The following is a 14936-nucleotide window of genomic DNA, read 5'->3' on the forward strand; positions in this document are numbered from 1 at the left end:
CCAGGGTCAGATCCTCCGGCGTGTGGTCGGCCAGCGCGGCAAACATCACCTCGCTTCGCTCTGGTACAGCTCACCGTAAGTCTCGATCTGGCCACGCCATTCGTCGTCGCACAGATCGGCGGACACCAGCATCTGGTTCAGCGTCGGCGGGCGCAGGGGGACCGCGACGTCAGGCAGTAAACGGCGTTGCAGATGGCCCGGGACGAGGTAGATCCGATCCGCCGGCCGGGGGCAATGATCTTCGAGAAGGAGTCCCGAAGATGACGTCATCCGGGTTGGCTTCCCGCAAGGGGTCAGTGGCTTGGCGTCCAAGCGGAGGCAGGCCGTAGGCGTTGTCCTCCAGACCAACCTGTTTGCCCGGCGGCATCGACCACCCCCTGCCGGCGTTCCGCATGCCGAGCGGGCGCTCGATGACGTCGCCACGCTATCTTCGGAGATTGCCGCGGCCGCGATAGCATCGCTCCCACAGGATCTGACTTTCAACGCACCCGTCGTTCTCCAGTCGATCTACGACACAGAACCGTGTTGCGTTTCTCTGCATTCAGCGGAGTGGTTCTACGCGGAAGTTTCGTCCAGCAAGCCGGTCCCCACCGCGACACCATCCGCCCGCACTGGCGCTGCGAAAAATCCGATACAGATATTGGAATCGCGCATACCCCCGGCCGCAAAACTGTCCCGCTCGGGTTGGATAATCGCGACAGTTGCACCCGCCCGCGCAGATCATTGGCTGCGTCCGGGTCTGCACCAACGAACAGGACCTGGCAGCGCCGCGCAAGGCGCTTACTTGTCTGGGCGTCCTCGAGGGCCTGCAATGGTAGAACGGCGTGACCGGCAGGAACGGGAACGGCCGGGACTGAACGAAGCCTGGCTGCTGTCCGGGCCGGCGGCACCCTGGTCGGCACCAAACTCGATCGGTTCGCCCGGCCCCTACCCGATGCTCGATGCTCGATGCTCGATCCCGGAAACATAGGGACTCCGGCCCGACCCGACCCACATATGACCCGATCCGAAGCCCGAAATGTGGACAATGTACACACGCCAAATTGGCCAGCTCCAAGCAGCAATGGTGAGTCCACGGCCCCCTTTCACCCGTCAGTTTGATCTGATTCAACGAAACATGTCCGGCACCCACGGCGAATACGGATGGGCGTCGCCCGATTGACTCGAATGACAAATATCGTGAACATTCGTCAACGAGCTTTGTCATTAAGTTGAACTATCTGTCATTTTGAGGCTCCCGGCGAACATGCAGGTCCCTTCCTGCCATGTCGGCACCGTGGTAGAGTCCGTTCACAGTCTGCCGCCTCCGGGTTCCCGGATCCTGGATTCCGGAAGAGGCGGGGCGGTTCCGGGCTCAGCTGGAACGTGGAACAAAGGAATAGCCCATGTGTATGGACCCGTCGTCCTGGCCAGGATTCCCCGAAAGCCAACCTCCCGCGGACCCGGCACCCGGCGGCCCTTCCCGCAATGACACTGCGGGGGTACGCCGGCAGGCCTCGGCAACCCGTTCTTTGTCGCCCCCTCCCGCATACTTAAACCAGCGGCCGAGAGGGTGTCGGTAATCTGCGGAGTAGCTTTTGTACGAATAGCCCCCGAGAACGCAGGACGATGGGCCGCCGTGACGGCCGATCTCTGCGGAATGCCCACACTGGTACTCCGCCCTAGTGCCCAGATTGCTTCAGCTATTTCTCCAGGGCGGGGATTCCGAGCCGGGCGCAGACCTCGGCCGGGCCGGGGATGACGGCGACAGTATTGTCCACAACGCATGCGGTCAGGAACGGTATGTAATTTCCGAAAGCCTTGATGGCGGGATCCGGGAAAAGGGGCTTGCCGTTTTGGTCGTTAACTGCTTCTACAGTGGGCATAGCCCCCGGAGTAGGGGAGATGAAACCCTTGGGGATGAGGTCGTCATTAATGCCGGTTTGGTTCATGTTCCCCATGTCCCACGCACGGCTGCACTGATTTATGGGATCTACGACCTGTTTCATTCCGGCGTTCCTATTTTCAGGATTGGGGTTGTTCTGCGTGTCGAATCCTGCGATGAAGATCCCGGTCGTGATGTAGGGGTTTTTAGTTTCCCCGGGCACCCCGACAACAGGAGGTCTGGTAGTGAGATCGGCGCGGTAGTAGCAGCGGATGTCGCGTTTGTCCTCCACCGGTGCCAAGGCCACGTAGACACCGCCGGCGGTGGTGCCGGCCAGTGCCAGCCCGGCGAAGGTCAGCATTGCCGGTTTGCGCCACCGCGGGATTAGTTTGGGCGTCCGGCGGGCTTCCTGGACCAGGAGGTTCTGGACTCGATTCTTCGTGTCCTTCGGGTAGGTCACTTCAGACAGGTTCATGACAGCCTCGCTTCAACGATCGTCTTTTCGAGTTGTTCGATGGGCTCTAGTGCCCCGTTCATGGCGGCCAACTTGGCCCGTGCACGATGCAGTCTCGATTTCACTGTCCCGATCCGTACGCCGAGGGTCTTGGCGGCCTCTTCCTGGCCGACTCCGTTCATCAGGCACAGGATCACAACGTCCCGTTCCCCGTCGTTCAACCCCGCCGTCGTGTCCAGCAGTTCGCGGACGGCACGCTCCGCGTCGAGCCTCGAGGCGACCGCTTCAGCGTGGTCTGCTTCAGGTTGACCGTGCCGGGCATCGGAGTGCGGCAGCCTGGCAAGGAAATTGGCGTGCCGCCGGGATCCCCTGGCGCGGTTGCGGTTCGCGTTCGTGGCTACCCCGAGCAGCCACGGGAGAACCGTGTCCCTCTCCGGTCTGAGTCTGTTCCGCTGCCGCCACGCCTCCAAAAAGGTGATCGAGACGAGTTCCTCCGCGTCGTGCCAAGAACCGCACCGGGACAGGCAGTACCGAAAGACCGCATCGGCGTGCCTGTCGAACAGGACCCCGAAGGCATCAGCATCGCCTGCAATGCACTTACGCCACAGGTCTTCGTCGGTTTCCCCCATTAGCCTCATGCCTTGTAGTGTCCGCAGGACTCGAAAAGGTTCCCAATCCGCCAAAATAGATTTCGCCGTTCCCGGGCCGGACTCCGAGTCCCTCCCCCTGCCAGCACTGAGAGTCAAAGCTACGGCAGCCAGGACACTTAAGACGGAAGGCGGAAGCTGCGCCGCCGCGCGGATCTGATCATCAGATGCAACATGTTGAGGAACGCCGACTGTCGTAGCCACCGTCCATACTCAGGTCTGCGTGGATCATGCATCAGGTGCAATACCGCATGGTTTTATCGGTAACTCGTTGAGTAGCTTCTCAACGAAAAGCCCTCCGAAATCGACAGGTCAGCGGTCCTCGGCGTCAGGCGAGTTCTGGTCCAATCCCGGTTTCGCTGGGTTAGTCAGGAAGACACCAAGTCGCCTACCGACATCCTCCGTCGTCCAAAACGACAGCCGTTGCGGACCGTCCGCGGCGTCAACTTCCAAATCCACGGTGAAGCCTGGCTCGTCGCCTATCGTGTGGCTAACGCCGAAGCCCGTCAGCCGGTGGTCCGGGAGATCTCCTCCCATAAGAATGCTGATTCCAGCTGACCCTTCGGCGCCGTTTTCCGCCGGCAAGCCGGTTCCGCCATGTACCATCCAACGAACACCGCTCTCCAAGACCGCCTTGTGCCCGTCACAGACAGGCACTTCCAGGTTGGAACCGGGCACCAGCATAAATACCGCTGTCGGAGTCTCGGGACAGCGCAGCACAGAGCACGTAGTCATGCTGGCGATACTACCGAAGAGGAGGACGATCTGGGTCCGGATCCCCTCCGTTAGCCCTGCAATTCCGCAAAGCCCGCGGACTGTCGTAGCCGCCTTCCATACTTGGGTCTGCGTGGATCATGCATCAGATGCAACTGGGCGTGGTCTCGCTTTTCTTTGGCGTGCCTATTCGAACACATGTTCCAAAGTGGTGGTGTGGGACCGGAGCAGGCGAGCAGGCTGCAGGCGCAGTATGCGCGTCGTGCGGGCCCTATAGGGCTGACGGTGGAAGAGCTCGACTTCGAGAACTTTCCCGCCAAGAACGGCTTCCCCGGGATCCCGGTGAAGGCGTGGATCCGGTTTCCGAACTGCGCCGAGCTGGTGGACGGCGAAGTGTACGCGTGGACGGCCAAGGCCGTGGAAGTGACGTGGAAGGACGGTCCGGTGACCTACCGGACCTGGGTGTGGAGTTCGGCGGTCACACCCGCCGGGAAAGAATGATGACCAGGAACTTGGGAGAGCGCGCAGAACGTGACAGCAGTAGCGAATGAAACAACCCTGGACGTCGCCGGGACGTCCGGTTCACCCCCGCCGGCACACCGTTGGCCGTCCGCCATGACGGCCGCATCTGGGCCGTGGCCGCCGACCCGGTGCACTGGTTCGCCCGGGACGCCTGGTGGGACACCCGGCGCACGGCGGCCGTCGGTAGCGGCGACCTGGTCAGCATCGAATACTGGCGCGTGCAGGTCCGCCTCGGATCCAGCTCCGCGCTGCGCACTTTCACGCTGCGCCGGAACCCGCTGTCCACTCAGTGGCTTCTGGACGAAAACAGCGACGGCGGCTAGGCACCGGTGATCCCAACCAGTCAGCCGATCAGCGATCAGATCTGGGAACGGATCAGGACGGAATTTACGCTGCCGGACTTGGAGCAGGTGCGCCGCCGGCTCTCGGAGCTGATGGGAGCTGATGGGAGCTGATGGAAGACCCGGAACCCGTGATGCAGCAGCTCGTGCGTGTCTTCATCGACGACGGCACCTTCTGCCCGGGGTTCCAGTCCTGCCGGGCGGGCAACTCCGCCCGCTGGTCGCTGAGCTCTTTGACCGTGCGATGGAGCTGCAGATCCCGCACAACTAATTCACGGTCTGGATTGCCACCCCGTCCAGGGACCTGGCCGGGTCCGCCCCGTTGACCTGCTCAAGACCAAGCCCTCTCCCCTGCTTCGTGCCCTGGACGCGGACTAATCGCCGCCACGGAGTTCATAATGCACTTCATGGCGCTGAAAGCTGGGGAGCGAGGCCAGGACGATCAACCGTAAGCGGATCGCACGCGACCAGTTCAGCGCCCATCGGGCAACTTTGATCTAAGTTCTGCGACACGGGAAGCGAGGGCCTGACGCTGGTCCCGGGCGAATCTTCTGACCTGCAGGTCGAGGACTGCCCGGCTGCCCAGCTCTCCCACACCCAACAGCTGACCCACCCGACGCCTTGCTTCGTCCGCGTCCTCTGAATCCTCAATCATCTGGAAGACCTCGTCACGCCGATCCATCGCCTGCACCAGGGCATCGAGGATCATCAGTTCATCCCTCGTCTGCCGCTCATCCTCATCCATGCCGCGATTCTTGCACGACCGGCAGTCTTTGAGGCATTTTCGTCCAGTTTGGGATCCCTCAGCGGGCATCTCAACGCTCGGCTCAGTAGCATGGCGGGTAATGCCTCGCTCGCGGGGTCAAGCCTGATTGAGAGGTCGTCGGAAGTTCACATGGGAGGGCGGAGGATGGCGTTTAGGGCGGAAGAAGAGCACGCGAGAATCGTGCTCGAAGGCGAGCTCGGAGTGGAATTCCAACACCACGACGACGGATCCAAACCGAGAATGCCCGACCTTCTATCTCTGGACGGGGACCACGTGGCGGAAGTAATTACGACCACTCCGCCTGCCGTCCGTGAAGCACAAAAAAGCCTGAACCCGATGCCGGATGCGACACTGCCCCACTGCGTACGGGTGATGATTCCGTACACGATCGTGGGAGGCGCCACCAAAGCCGTGCGCCACAAAATCGAGGCAGATGTCCTACGGTGGACGGCGAAGCCCGGATGTAAGTATCACTGGTCATCGCGCGACGAACGGCAGTTGCGCCCGGGCGTCGATCCCGACCCGATCCTCGGCCTTCGGGCTTACGACGACGGGGTCAAAGTGCTGTGCGTTCAACGCTGTCAGCATTCGGACGTTGAGTCTCATCAGATCGAGTGGTCTATCGTGCACGAACCCTCACCTGATGATCCATGGGAGTTGATTCGGCAATCGCTGCACATCGTCGACAAGGAGCAGCATGGCGGAGTGCAGGCCCTGGCCAAGAAGTTGAACGGGTATCCGAACAAGCACCTGGTGATGTACCCGTTCGGTCCGCCAGGGAATCTGACAGCAGCGTTCAGCCGCTATGTGCCCCCGTCGAATTCGTGCGACCTCATGCCGCCGCAATTGAACCCGCCACTGGCCGACATTCACGTTTGGCTCTTATACCGGTACGGGAACCGCGATGTCGTAGAGGGACTTCACGTCTGCAGCGGCCACTGGGCGAAATTCGGGACGACGTTCCCAAAGCCGGACGACCCGTCCTCCCCACACCGGCGCCTCCACTACCGGGATGCCTAGGCTCGCATCATCCCGCGCGACTGCCCGCTAGCTGGTCGGCCATCATGCACGAATAGGTATCCCTCACCGGACATGGTGAGTGTGAAGGGTGCCCCGTTGCGGTCACTCGAACGGATCTGCCGGCCCCGTTAAGTGACGCATCGATGCGACTCCAGATCTCCCCCATAAGCTATCTGTTGTTTCCCTGTCCAGGATCCCGCACGAACCGCCCAAGGCCGTAGTAGAGCCGGTTCTGTTCCCGGAACAGCGGAAAGTTGTATGGGTCTCCGATTGGGTCGTCGAGCCGCGGACGATCAGGGCGTTCGTTAGTGACCGGCCAAGGAGTAGCGCTGACAATTCCTTCGAACAGACCCACGGCGAAGGGCACAATTGTCTCAACAACTTGGACGGGGTCAAGAGCGATCCCTAGATTGCCCAGATCGGTGACGCCCAGCTCGATGTCTGGCCTCAGTATCGGCAGGATCTGCCGGAGCTCGTCGGCCTCTGCGCTGACTAGAACGAGAAGACGCTCAACCGCTCCTCGGTCGTCACCGCGTGCCGCTGCCCCCAACGGTTCGCCGTGGATCGTGTTGCGGAGCAGTGATATTGCGGTAAGGAACCTGAGCGCGCGCTGATTGATGACCAGCCGGATATCGTGCGGCAGCATCCGACGATAGGAGCGGTTTGAAAAACGTGCAGACTGACCGCTGACATCGAGCGCGAGGACTTCCCCCACTGCGACCGCAAGGGAATCAAACATTCCGCTGATCTGAAGTGCCAGGCCTTCGACGAGCGCATCCGGCGAATCGAACGGTAGCGTGCCTTCCGGGTTGATGGCGCGCACGAGGATGCGGTCGCGGATGCGTAAGCAGCGCTGAACTCGGGCGAATCCGACTCGAAGGCGGGATAGCCACTTCTCAGAGTCATTGGATTTAGCGGCGCCAAAAAGGTCGTGGGTCCGTGGAAGCAGGCGCCAGCTTTCCATGATCTCGAGAGATTGCAGCCCCAACGGCATGCTTATTTCCCTGCTCCAAAGTAGGCCCGATCCTGACAGTCGTTGACGCAATCCGACAACAGCCAGAGCATCTCGAGCGTTGGTCGCATGCGTCTCCCTTGTTCCGCGGTTAGTGAGCGCGAAGGGCTCGTCGGTGACCAGCAGTTCCGCACCCATCGCTTCTGCCGCCTGCACGAAATCATGAACCGTTGCCGCCCTTGTCCCGTCGAAGTGCAGTTCCTCGGCTAATCGCCCAGCGCCTTGGGAGTTCTCCTCAGCCCAGAATATTGCGTGGTGTGAAGAGCCTCGTTCCTGGACCTCGCGTGCACCTCGGAGGCGTCCCTCAGCCGTGTAAAGCAGGGAAAAGTCGCCGGGCCGCGTTGCTTCGCCGGGTTGGCAGGGTGTCAGGACCTGCACATTATCGTCGCGCGTCGATATCAGATCCCACATGGCTTTAATGTCAGGGTCGACTGCAATGTCGACGAGGAGAATCCTCAGGGCACCCCAACTCGCTCCCGGGGAAAACGCGGCCCCACCCTGACTTCTCCCTCGGCCTTGATACCTGTAATCATGCAGCACCCATACATTGTCCCTGCGCCTGGTCGCCCTATCCGTACTCGACTCTCCGGTGTCCGCAAGCCGGTCCCCCACCGCGACACCCTCGAACCGCTCCCCCGCCGCGAAAAATCCCATACAGATGCTGTGTGACTGTTCGTTGTGAATGGCGGTTTTTCACTGTTCGATTGGGGGTTTTAGCTGAGGCCGATGACGAGGGTCGAGCGGGCCGCTTCGATGACGTCGCCCGTGAAGAGCCGGTCGACGAGGCGGAAGTTGCCGCGGGTAATCCGTGCGAGGGCGGCATTTGCCTGGGCGGCGGTGAAGTCTATCGGGTTCAGGTCTGACCGAGTCTGTGCCACCGGCGCGCGGTCGGCATTCGTGGGTGAAGTGGACCCTGCTGTAGGCGCGGGGCACATGCGGAGCACGACTGGTCGATGGGGAACGACGGCCGATTGTGGTGTTGGTGGCGTTCAGTTGTTTCTGACCCGGTTGTGCCTCCCGCTCCAAACCGTCTTCAGGGCGCTGTACGCGTCGCCGTGGTAGCCAACGGCTTCGGCGAACGCTGTCGCGCGCCTGCCAGTTCGTTGAACGCCTCCGACTAAGAGAGCAACGTGAGTCCCGCCAACGCAGGCAGCCGGGCAAGGCTCTCCCGGGCCTATCCTCAGCCGAACGTGCAGTCGACGATCACTTTTCCCAGGGCGGTCTCGAGGACGGCGAGTTCCTGATCGTCGAGCCGCTCGACGAACAGTTTCGACACACCCTGAAGATGGACCGGCACTGTTTCGGTCAGACGGGCGACACCGGAGTCGGTCAGGGCGACAAGCACGCCGCGCCCGTCCCCGGCGGCGTTCGCCCGGCGTACCAGGCCCTCATCAACCAACCTGGCGACTCGGCGGGTCAACCCCGAGCGGGAGAGGAGCGTGCGGGCGGCGAGCTCCGTCATTCGCAGTTCGCCGCCAGCGCCGGCGAGCTGGGCCAATACGTCGAAGTCGGCCAGGCGCAGGCCGGCGGCCTCCCTGAGGTCGGTGTCCAGCCAGCGCATGAGCGTGGCGTGTGCCTGCAGCAAAGCGCGCCACGCCAACTCTCCGCGCCGACCCGGCAGCGACTCCTCGACAAGCCTGCCGAAGACAGCAGTTACGTCACCCGGTGAGGAATTTTTGTGCATAACCACCAGTTAACTCCATAGGTATTTGCGATCGCAAGTACCTCGGAGCGGTGAGGAGGACCGTCTTATGAGTGAAGTCCGGCCCGTCAACAGCACACTCGGCCGTGGATTTGCGGCCCCGGCGGAGGATGCCCGGGTAATGCGAACCGCGGCGGCGTTGGAAGCGAACGGGATCACCGTCCTTCGCGCCGCGAATGCCGCAGAGGCCAACCGGATGGTCCTGGATCTGATCCCGGTGGGGTCGCAGGTGCACCACGGCGCGTCGCAGTCCCTCGAGGCTTCCGGTATCGCCGAGGAGATAGGGAGCTCCGGTCGGTACGAGTCCCTCCGGTCACGGGTCTTCGGCCTGGACCGTGCGACGCAGGCCGACGAGATCCGCCGCCTCACTGCCTCGCCCGACGTCATGCTCGGCAGTGTCCACGCCGTCACCGAGACCGGGTCCCTGGTCACCGCGTCCGCGAGTGGCAGCCAACTCGGCCCCTACGCCTCCGGCGCCGGGAAGGTGATCCTCGTGGTGGGGACGCAGAAGATCGTGCCCGACCTCGAGGACGCACTCCGGCGCATCGACGAATACGCCTTCCCGCTCGAAGACGCCCGTGCTCAGGCCGCGTACGGCGTGCACAGCGGCGTGAACAAAGTTCTCATCATCAATCGCGAGTGGACACCCGGCCGCATCACCGTCGTCCTCTGCGATGAGGTCCTGGGGTTCTAGTCATGCCTGAATCGACGCTGGGTGTGGGGATCGTCGGGGTCAGCCCCGTCCGGGGCTGGGCCGCCACCGCCCACATCCCGGCACTGCGCGCACTGCCGAACTTCGAGATTCGGGCACTCAGCGCGCACAGCGCGGAATCCGCCCTTGCCGTGGGCGAAGCATTCGGGGTACGTGCGGTGTTCACTGACCACGCACAGCTGTTGACCCAACCAGATATCGACCTGGTCGCGGTGACGGTCAAGGTCCCGCACCATCGCGAGCTCGTCTCCGCCGCACTTGCCGCCGGCAAAGCCGTCTATTGCGAGTGGCCACTTGGCCGCGACATCGCCGACGCCAGGGCGATGGCCGCACTCGCCGGGCACGGAGCGCGCACGGCCGTCGGGCTGCAGGCCCGCCAGGCCCCCGCGATCCAGTTCCTCCAGGAGCTGCTCAGCGACGGATACGTCGGCGAGGTCCTGTCAACGACCATGGTCGGGCTGTCGGTCCCGGGCAACGTCGTGACCCAGCCCAACGCCTACATGCTCGAGAAGACCAACGGGGCCAACGTGCTCACCATCGCGGCCGGGCACAGCCTGGACACCCTGAACTACGTCCTGGGCGAGTTCGCCGACCTGTCTGCCGTGACGGATCTTCGCCGACCGCTGATCACCATCGAAGAGACCGGGGAACAGGTCGTGAAAACGGCGGCCGACCAAATCGCGGTGATCGGCACCCTCACCTCCGGAGCGACCGCCAGTGTCCACATCCGGGAGGCCGTGGCCGGCGGCACCGGGTTCCTGTGGGAAATCAACGGAACCGACGGAACGCTCCGGATTACCGCCGGCGCCGCATACCCCGAAATCTATCCCCTGACCGTCCGGGGAGCGCGCGGGCGGAACGAGACCGCCCAACTTGCTGTCCCTCCGGCGCTGAGGCAGAAGTGGCCCGCGCTCACCAGCCTGGAAGGATCACCGGCCTACAACGTCGGGCGTGCCTACGCGGCGTTCGCGGCAGACATCGCCAACGGCACCCACACCGTCCCGGACTTCACCGACGCCGTCGCACGCCACGAGGTCCTAGCCGCAATCGAGAGGTCCGCGGCATCAGGCGAACGTGTGAAGGCCTTGCACCGGGCCGGGGCCGAATTATGACCAGATTTCATGAAAGGAGTCGACCATGAGACTCAGCCACATCCCTCTCCGCCTGACCACGGGAGCATTCGTCCTGAATGCCGGTTGGGGAAAACGCCACCTGGACAAGGACGGCGCGGCCGGGCTTCAGGCCATGGCAGCCAGGGTCATTCCGCCGGTCAACAAAATCGACGCCGAGAAGTTCGGCAAAATGCTCAGCTACGCGGAAATGACGCTGGGGGCGGCACTGCTGACACCCTTCCTGCCCAGCCGCCTCGCCGGGATCGGTCTCGGGATCTTCTCCGGGTCCCTGTTCGCCATGTACCTGAAGACACCCGGCATGACGCTGAAGGACGGCATCCGCCCCAGCCCGCAGGGAACCGCGCTGGCCAAGGACATCTGGATGCTCGGCATCGCCGCCGCCCTCGTACTGGACCGCAAGCCCACACGTGGAGACGCAACCCGGCAACCCGCGGCCATCCTGGGCCGAGAGCGGCACAACAATGACTGAACACCCGGTGGACCCCGGGGCACTCAACCCGGCCATCACCCTCGGGCTCGATACCTTTGGGGACGTCCACACCGACAGCTCCGGGACGCGGCTTTCGGACGCCCAGACCATCCGGAATCTCGTCGAGGAGGGCGTGCTCGCCGAGGAAACCGGGGTGGACTACTTCGGGATCGGCGAACACCATACCCAAAGCTTTCCCCTCTCAGCCGGCGACGTCGTTCTCGCCGCGATCGCGGCCCGCACCTCACGCATCCACCTTGGATCCGCCGTCACGGTCATCAGTTCCGATGACCCCGTCCGGGTATTCCAGCGCTATTCAACCCTGGACTCACTCTCCAACGGCCGCGCCGAAGTCATCCTCGGACGAGGATCCAGCACCGAGTCCTTCCCGCTGTTCGGGTACGACCTGCGAGACTATGACGAACTGTTTGAAGAGAAAGTCAACCTGTTCGCCGAGCTCCTCAAGGAAAAACCCGTCACCTGGAGCGGCAATACCCGGGCGGCCCTGCACGGACAGACCGTCTATCCCCGCACGCAATCGGGACACCTCTCGACCTGGATCGGCGTGGGCGGCAGCCCGGAGTCGGTCGTGCGCGCCGCACGGTACGGCTTCGCCCTCATGATTGCCATCATCGGCGGGGAAACAGCACGCTTCGCACCTTTCGCGGGACTGTTCCACCGGGCCCTGGCCGAGTTCGGCCAGCCCGGGCTCCCCGTCGGCGTGCACTCGCCCGGGCACGTTGCCGCCACCGATGAACGCGCTATCGAAGAGTTCTGGCCCCACTACGAAACCGCGTTCGCTGAAGCCGCCCGGGTGCGCGGATTCAGGCCCCCGACGAAGCAGAACTTCCTCCGGGACGTCGGCCCCGGGGGGTGCACTGTATGTGGGCTCGCCCGAGACCGTGGCCCGAAAGATCACCGAGACGCTCAAGACACTCGGGGCGAGCCGCTTCGACCTGAAGTACGGCATGCCCGGGGTGCCCCAGAGCCAAATAATGAAGAGCATCGAGCTCTTCGGCTCCCGCGTGGCTCCAATAGTGCGCGACATGGCGGCGTAGACGCCATGGCAGCGGACAGGTGCATCCGTTCAGCATTCGGGGCCGGGGTCATGGACAGCACGTCTCCAGCCAAGAGACGTCCGTTGTCGAGAGCGGGCGGGCTGGAATACTCGAATCACGGGACGCCCTGCCAAGGGTCGCTCCAGCCCCGACCCGAAGTGCTGCCAAATGGCATGCGCTGCTCGACAGGCCGGTGTCCGGACAGCGGAAGGACCTGCGATGGACCAGATTGTCGCTCCTGGCTCTGACAACGGGTGGCCCCGGCTTCGGGTTGATGACTGGACTCAGAGCCGGGAGACCGTGCACATGTGGACGCAGATTGTTGGCAAGATCCGCATGGCGCTCACTCCGATGCTGAACCACTGGTGGCACGTGACGCTGTACGTGACGCCGCGCGGACTGACGACATCAAAGATCCCCTATGGGCGCGGGGCCTTCGACATCGAATTCGATTTCCGTGCCCACCGGTTGCACCTACGCGCCAGCAATGGTGCGGCCGGGAGCGTCATCCTCGAAGCCAAGTCGGTCGCCGAATTCCATGCAGAGGTGTCCGAGGCGTTGGGCAGGCTCGGCATCGAGACGTCCATCCGTGCGGTCCCGAACGAGGTGGATCCGGCGATACCCTTTGCCGAGGACTATCAGCATGCCTCCTACGACGCGGAGGCTGTCCGGCTGTTCTGGCAGCAATTAGTCCAGGCGGACCGTGTCCTGAACGAATTCAGGTCCTACTTCAGAGGCAAGGCGAGTCCCGTTCACTTCTTCTGGGGGGCCATGGACCTGGCCTGCACGAGGTTCTCCGGCCGGGGCGCGCCGGCCCACCCCGGCGGCGTGCCGAACTGCGCCGACTGGGTGATGGTGGAAGCCTACTCCCATGAACTCAGCAGCTGCGGGTTTTGGCCGGGCGGAGGAGATGAGGGCGCCTTCTATTCTTACGCTTATCCCGAGCCGGCAGGCTACGCCGAGTACCTGACGGAAGCCGACGGCGCCATCTACAGCCAAAGCGGCAGGCTCTACCTCCTTCCCTATGAGAACGTCCGCACGGCGCCGGACCCCGACAGGATGCTCTTGCGTTTTCTGCAGGCCACCTACGGGGCGGCCGCGGAGACAGGACACTGGGACCGCGCCGCGCTTGAGGCGGATCCGGCCCGTTGGCGGCGGTAACGACACGGACAAAGCTGTGATCACCGGACGGTCCACCGCTCCGCAACCATTCCTTCGGCGCGGAATACCTGTGGGCGTAAAGTAGTGGGTGGTCGAAGGGCACTCCAATCCGAGGGGAAGCCGCAATGAATGCCACACCCGGAATCGACGTTTCGGTTCCACCCAGCGGGACTGGTTGCGTTGAATGCCAGGCCAGCGGAGGCTGGTGGCTGCATCTGCGCCGATGCGCCCAGTGCGGTCACATCGGCTGTTGCGACAACTCGCCGGCGCAACACGCCACAGCACATGCACAAGCCACCGGCCACCCCGTCATCCGCAGCTTCGAACCGGACGAGGACTGGTTCTTCAACTATCACAGCTCCACTTTTTTCGCCGGACCGGACCTTGAACCGCCGGCGCATCACCCGCTCGATCAAAGCGTTCCGGGCCCAGCCTCACGCATCCCGGCTGATTGGCAGCAGCACCTGCGCTGACGGGGGTGCCAGGCCTGTCGTTTTTCGAAGTCGTCTGCACTGGCATCCGTGGTAGCTCGGGGGTTGTGCAGGCGGGTTTGAACACGCGTCTGTTCAAACCCGCCTGCACAACAGGCATTCTGTCTCAAAGCCGCCTGCACTACCTTTAACTATGGCCTTGAGGCGCGCCGACACCGTCGTTGCCAATTCAGCGAAAGAAACCAGTGACCGTGGCCAGCAGCGAAGACCGCGCGGTCCGTCTGGACGAAACGCAATACAGTGCTGGCGATGGGCCCTGCCTGTCAGCGATCCGCCAGCAGCTCGTCGTGCATGTATCTGATTTGACTAACGAGGACCGCTGGCCCGCCTACACTGCGGCCGCGCTGGAGGCCGGAGTAGGATCCAGCCTCTCCGTGCCGCTGGTCCTTGAGGGGGAAGCGGAAGCGGGCCTTAACTTGTACTCCACCCGGTCCCATGGCTTCGCCGGTGAAGACATCAGCATGGTCGAAACGTATTCATATCATGCGTCTAAAGCACTTCGCCTAGCCGTACGAATCAGCCAGCTGACCGAGGCGAAAGCCCACCTCATCGCTGCTATGGAATCCCGGACCATCGACCTGGCCACTGGCGCCATCATGGCGCAGAACCGCTGCAGCCAGGAGACGGCCATGAAGATCCTGAGAATCGCTTCCAACACCCGGAACGTCAAACTCCGGGACATCGCCGCGTCGGTGGTCGCGTCAATATCACAGGACCCGAGAGTCCGGACGCACTTCGACGCGTAAGGATGTTCTTTATCCGGCCTGAAGAGCACCCGCGCGGGTGCGACGCAGCGGTGTCGACAGTGGGACGCGCCAGCGCCGGATCTGCGGCTTCGATGTAGGTGGCGATCGAGTCCGCAAGCCCAAG

At 63.2% G+C, this 14936-nt stretch carries 16 protein-coding genes and 1 pseudogene; 10 read left to right on the forward strand and 7 right to left on the reverse strand.

Going from position 1 to position 14936, the window contains the following annotated elements; all coding sequences use genetic code 11:
* Positions 1 to 45 precede the first annotated feature (45 nt).
* The 3 genes from M2428_RS04860 to M2428_RS04870 form a co-directional block, all read right to left on the reverse strand.
* Positions 46 to 270, reverse strand: a complete 225-nt coding sequence (locus tag M2428_RS04860; RefSeq protein ID WP_277524237.1) for a hypothetical protein — start codon at positions 268 to 270, stop codon at positions 46 to 48.
* Positions 271 to 1682: 1412 nt separating this feature from the next.
* Positions 1683 to 2339 (reverse strand): hypothetical protein, encoded by a 657-nt coding sequence (locus tag M2428_RS04865; protein ID WP_277524239.1) that lies wholly within the window; start codon positions 2337 to 2339, stop codon positions 1683 to 1685.
* The gene (locus M2428_RS04870) at positions 2336 to 2947 is read right to left on the reverse strand and encodes an RNA polymerase sigma factor (protein WP_277524241.1); all 612 of its coding nucleotides are present in this window, start codon (positions 2945 to 2947) and stop codon (positions 2336 to 2338) included. The genes M2428_RS04865 and M2428_RS04870 overlap by 4 nt, the downstream gene beginning before the upstream one ends.
* Before the next feature lie 948 nt (positions 2948 to 3895).
* Between M2428_RS04870 and M2428_RS04875 the strand changes: the two genes are divergently transcribed.
* Entirely contained in the window at positions 3896 to 4180 is a 285-nt protein-coding gene (locus M2428_RS04875) for a hypothetical protein (RefSeq protein ID WP_277524243.1), read from the forward strand.
* A 101-nt stretch (positions 4181 to 4281) separates the two neighbouring features.
* Positions 4282 to 4524: a hypothetical protein gene (locus M2428_RS04880; protein ID WP_277524245.1), complete on the forward strand. Its 243-nt coding sequence runs from the start codon at positions 4282 to 4284 to the stop codon at positions 4522 to 4524.
* A gap of 490 nt (positions 4525 to 5014) precedes the next feature.
* Here M2428_RS04880 and M2428_RS04885 read toward each other — a convergent pair whose 3' ends face one another.
* Positions 5015 to 5287, reverse strand: coding sequence for a DNA gyrase subunit A (locus M2428_RS04885; RefSeq protein ID WP_277524247.1), 273 nt, complete (start codon positions 5285 to 5287; stop codon positions 5015 to 5017).
* Between the two features lie 165 nt (positions 5288 to 5452).
* Between M2428_RS04885 and M2428_RS04890 the strand changes: the two genes are divergently transcribed.
* Positions 5453 to 6328, forward strand: a complete 876-nt coding sequence (locus tag M2428_RS04890) for a hypothetical protein (protein WP_277524250.1) — start codon at positions 5453 to 5455, stop codon at positions 6326 to 6328.
* Between the two features lie 169 nt (positions 6329 to 6497).
* Here M2428_RS04890 and M2428_RS04895 read toward each other — a convergent pair whose 3' ends face one another.
* The 3 genes from M2428_RS04895 to M2428_RS04905 form a co-directional block, all read right to left on the reverse strand.
* On the reverse strand, positions 6498 to 7751 hold the full coding sequence (locus M2428_RS04895) for a hypothetical protein (RefSeq protein WP_277524252.1): 1254 nt from the start codon (positions 7749 to 7751) through the stop codon (positions 6498 to 6500).
* 302 nt (positions 7752 to 8053) lie between these two features.
* The gene (locus tag M2428_RS04900) at positions 8054 to 8218 is read right to left on the reverse strand and encodes a hypothetical protein (RefSeq protein ID WP_277524253.1); all 165 of its coding nucleotides are present in this window, start codon (positions 8216 to 8218) and stop codon (positions 8054 to 8056) included.
* A 302-nt stretch (positions 8219 to 8520) separates the two neighbouring features.
* Complete coding sequence (locus M2428_RS04905) at positions 8521 to 9024, reverse strand: MarR family winged helix-turn-helix transcriptional regulator (protein ID WP_277524535.1); 504 nt, start codon at positions 9022 to 9024, stop codon at positions 8521 to 8523.
* Between the two features lie 67 nt (positions 9025 to 9091).
* Between M2428_RS04905 and M2428_RS04910 the strand changes: the two genes are divergently transcribed.
* The 7 genes and pseudogenes from M2428_RS04910 (at position 9092) to M2428_RS04940 (ending at position 14812) form a co-directional block, all read left to right on the forward strand.
* Positions 9092 to 9736, forward strand: coding sequence for an LUD domain-containing protein (locus M2428_RS04910; RefSeq protein WP_277524255.1), 645 nt, complete (start codon positions 9092 to 9094; stop codon positions 9734 to 9736).
* Between the two features lie 2 nt (positions 9737 to 9738).
* Positions 9739 to 10866 (forward strand): Gfo/Idh/MocA family oxidoreductase, encoded by a 1128-nt coding sequence (locus M2428_RS04915; protein ID WP_277524257.1) that lies wholly within the window; start codon positions 9739 to 9741, stop codon positions 10864 to 10866.
* A gap of 25 nt (positions 10867 to 10891) precedes the next feature.
* Complete coding sequence (locus tag M2428_RS04920) at positions 10892 to 11356, forward strand: hypothetical protein (protein WP_277524259.1); 465 nt, start codon at positions 10892 to 10894, stop codon at positions 11354 to 11356.
* Positions 11349 to 12414, forward strand: a pseudogene (locus tag M2428_RS04925) (LLM class flavin-dependent oxidoreductase). The gene M2428_RS04920 and the pseudogene M2428_RS04925 overlap by 8 nt, the downstream one beginning before the upstream one ends.
* Positions 12415 to 12633: 219 nt before the next feature.
* Positions 12634 to 13575, forward strand: coding sequence for a DUF5996 family protein (locus tag M2428_RS04930; RefSeq protein ID WP_277524261.1), 942 nt, complete (start codon positions 12634 to 12636; stop codon positions 13573 to 13575).
* Between the two features lie 125 nt (positions 13576 to 13700).
* Positions 13701 to 14048, forward strand: coding sequence for a UBP-type zinc finger domain-containing protein (locus M2428_RS04935; protein ID WP_277524263.1), 348 nt, complete (start codon positions 13701 to 13703; stop codon positions 14046 to 14048).
* Between the two features lie 209 nt (positions 14049 to 14257).
* Positions 14258 to 14812 (forward strand): GAF and ANTAR domain-containing protein, encoded by a 555-nt coding sequence (locus tag M2428_RS04940; RefSeq protein WP_277524265.1) that lies wholly within the window; start codon positions 14258 to 14260, stop codon positions 14810 to 14812.
* Positions 14813 to 14936: the final 124 nt, after the last annotated feature.

It is taken from the genome of Arthrobacter sp. ES3-54, from assembly GCF_029504395.1.
Classification (GTDB): domain Bacteria; phylum Actinomycetota; class Actinomycetes; order Actinomycetales; family Micrococcaceae; genus Arthrobacter.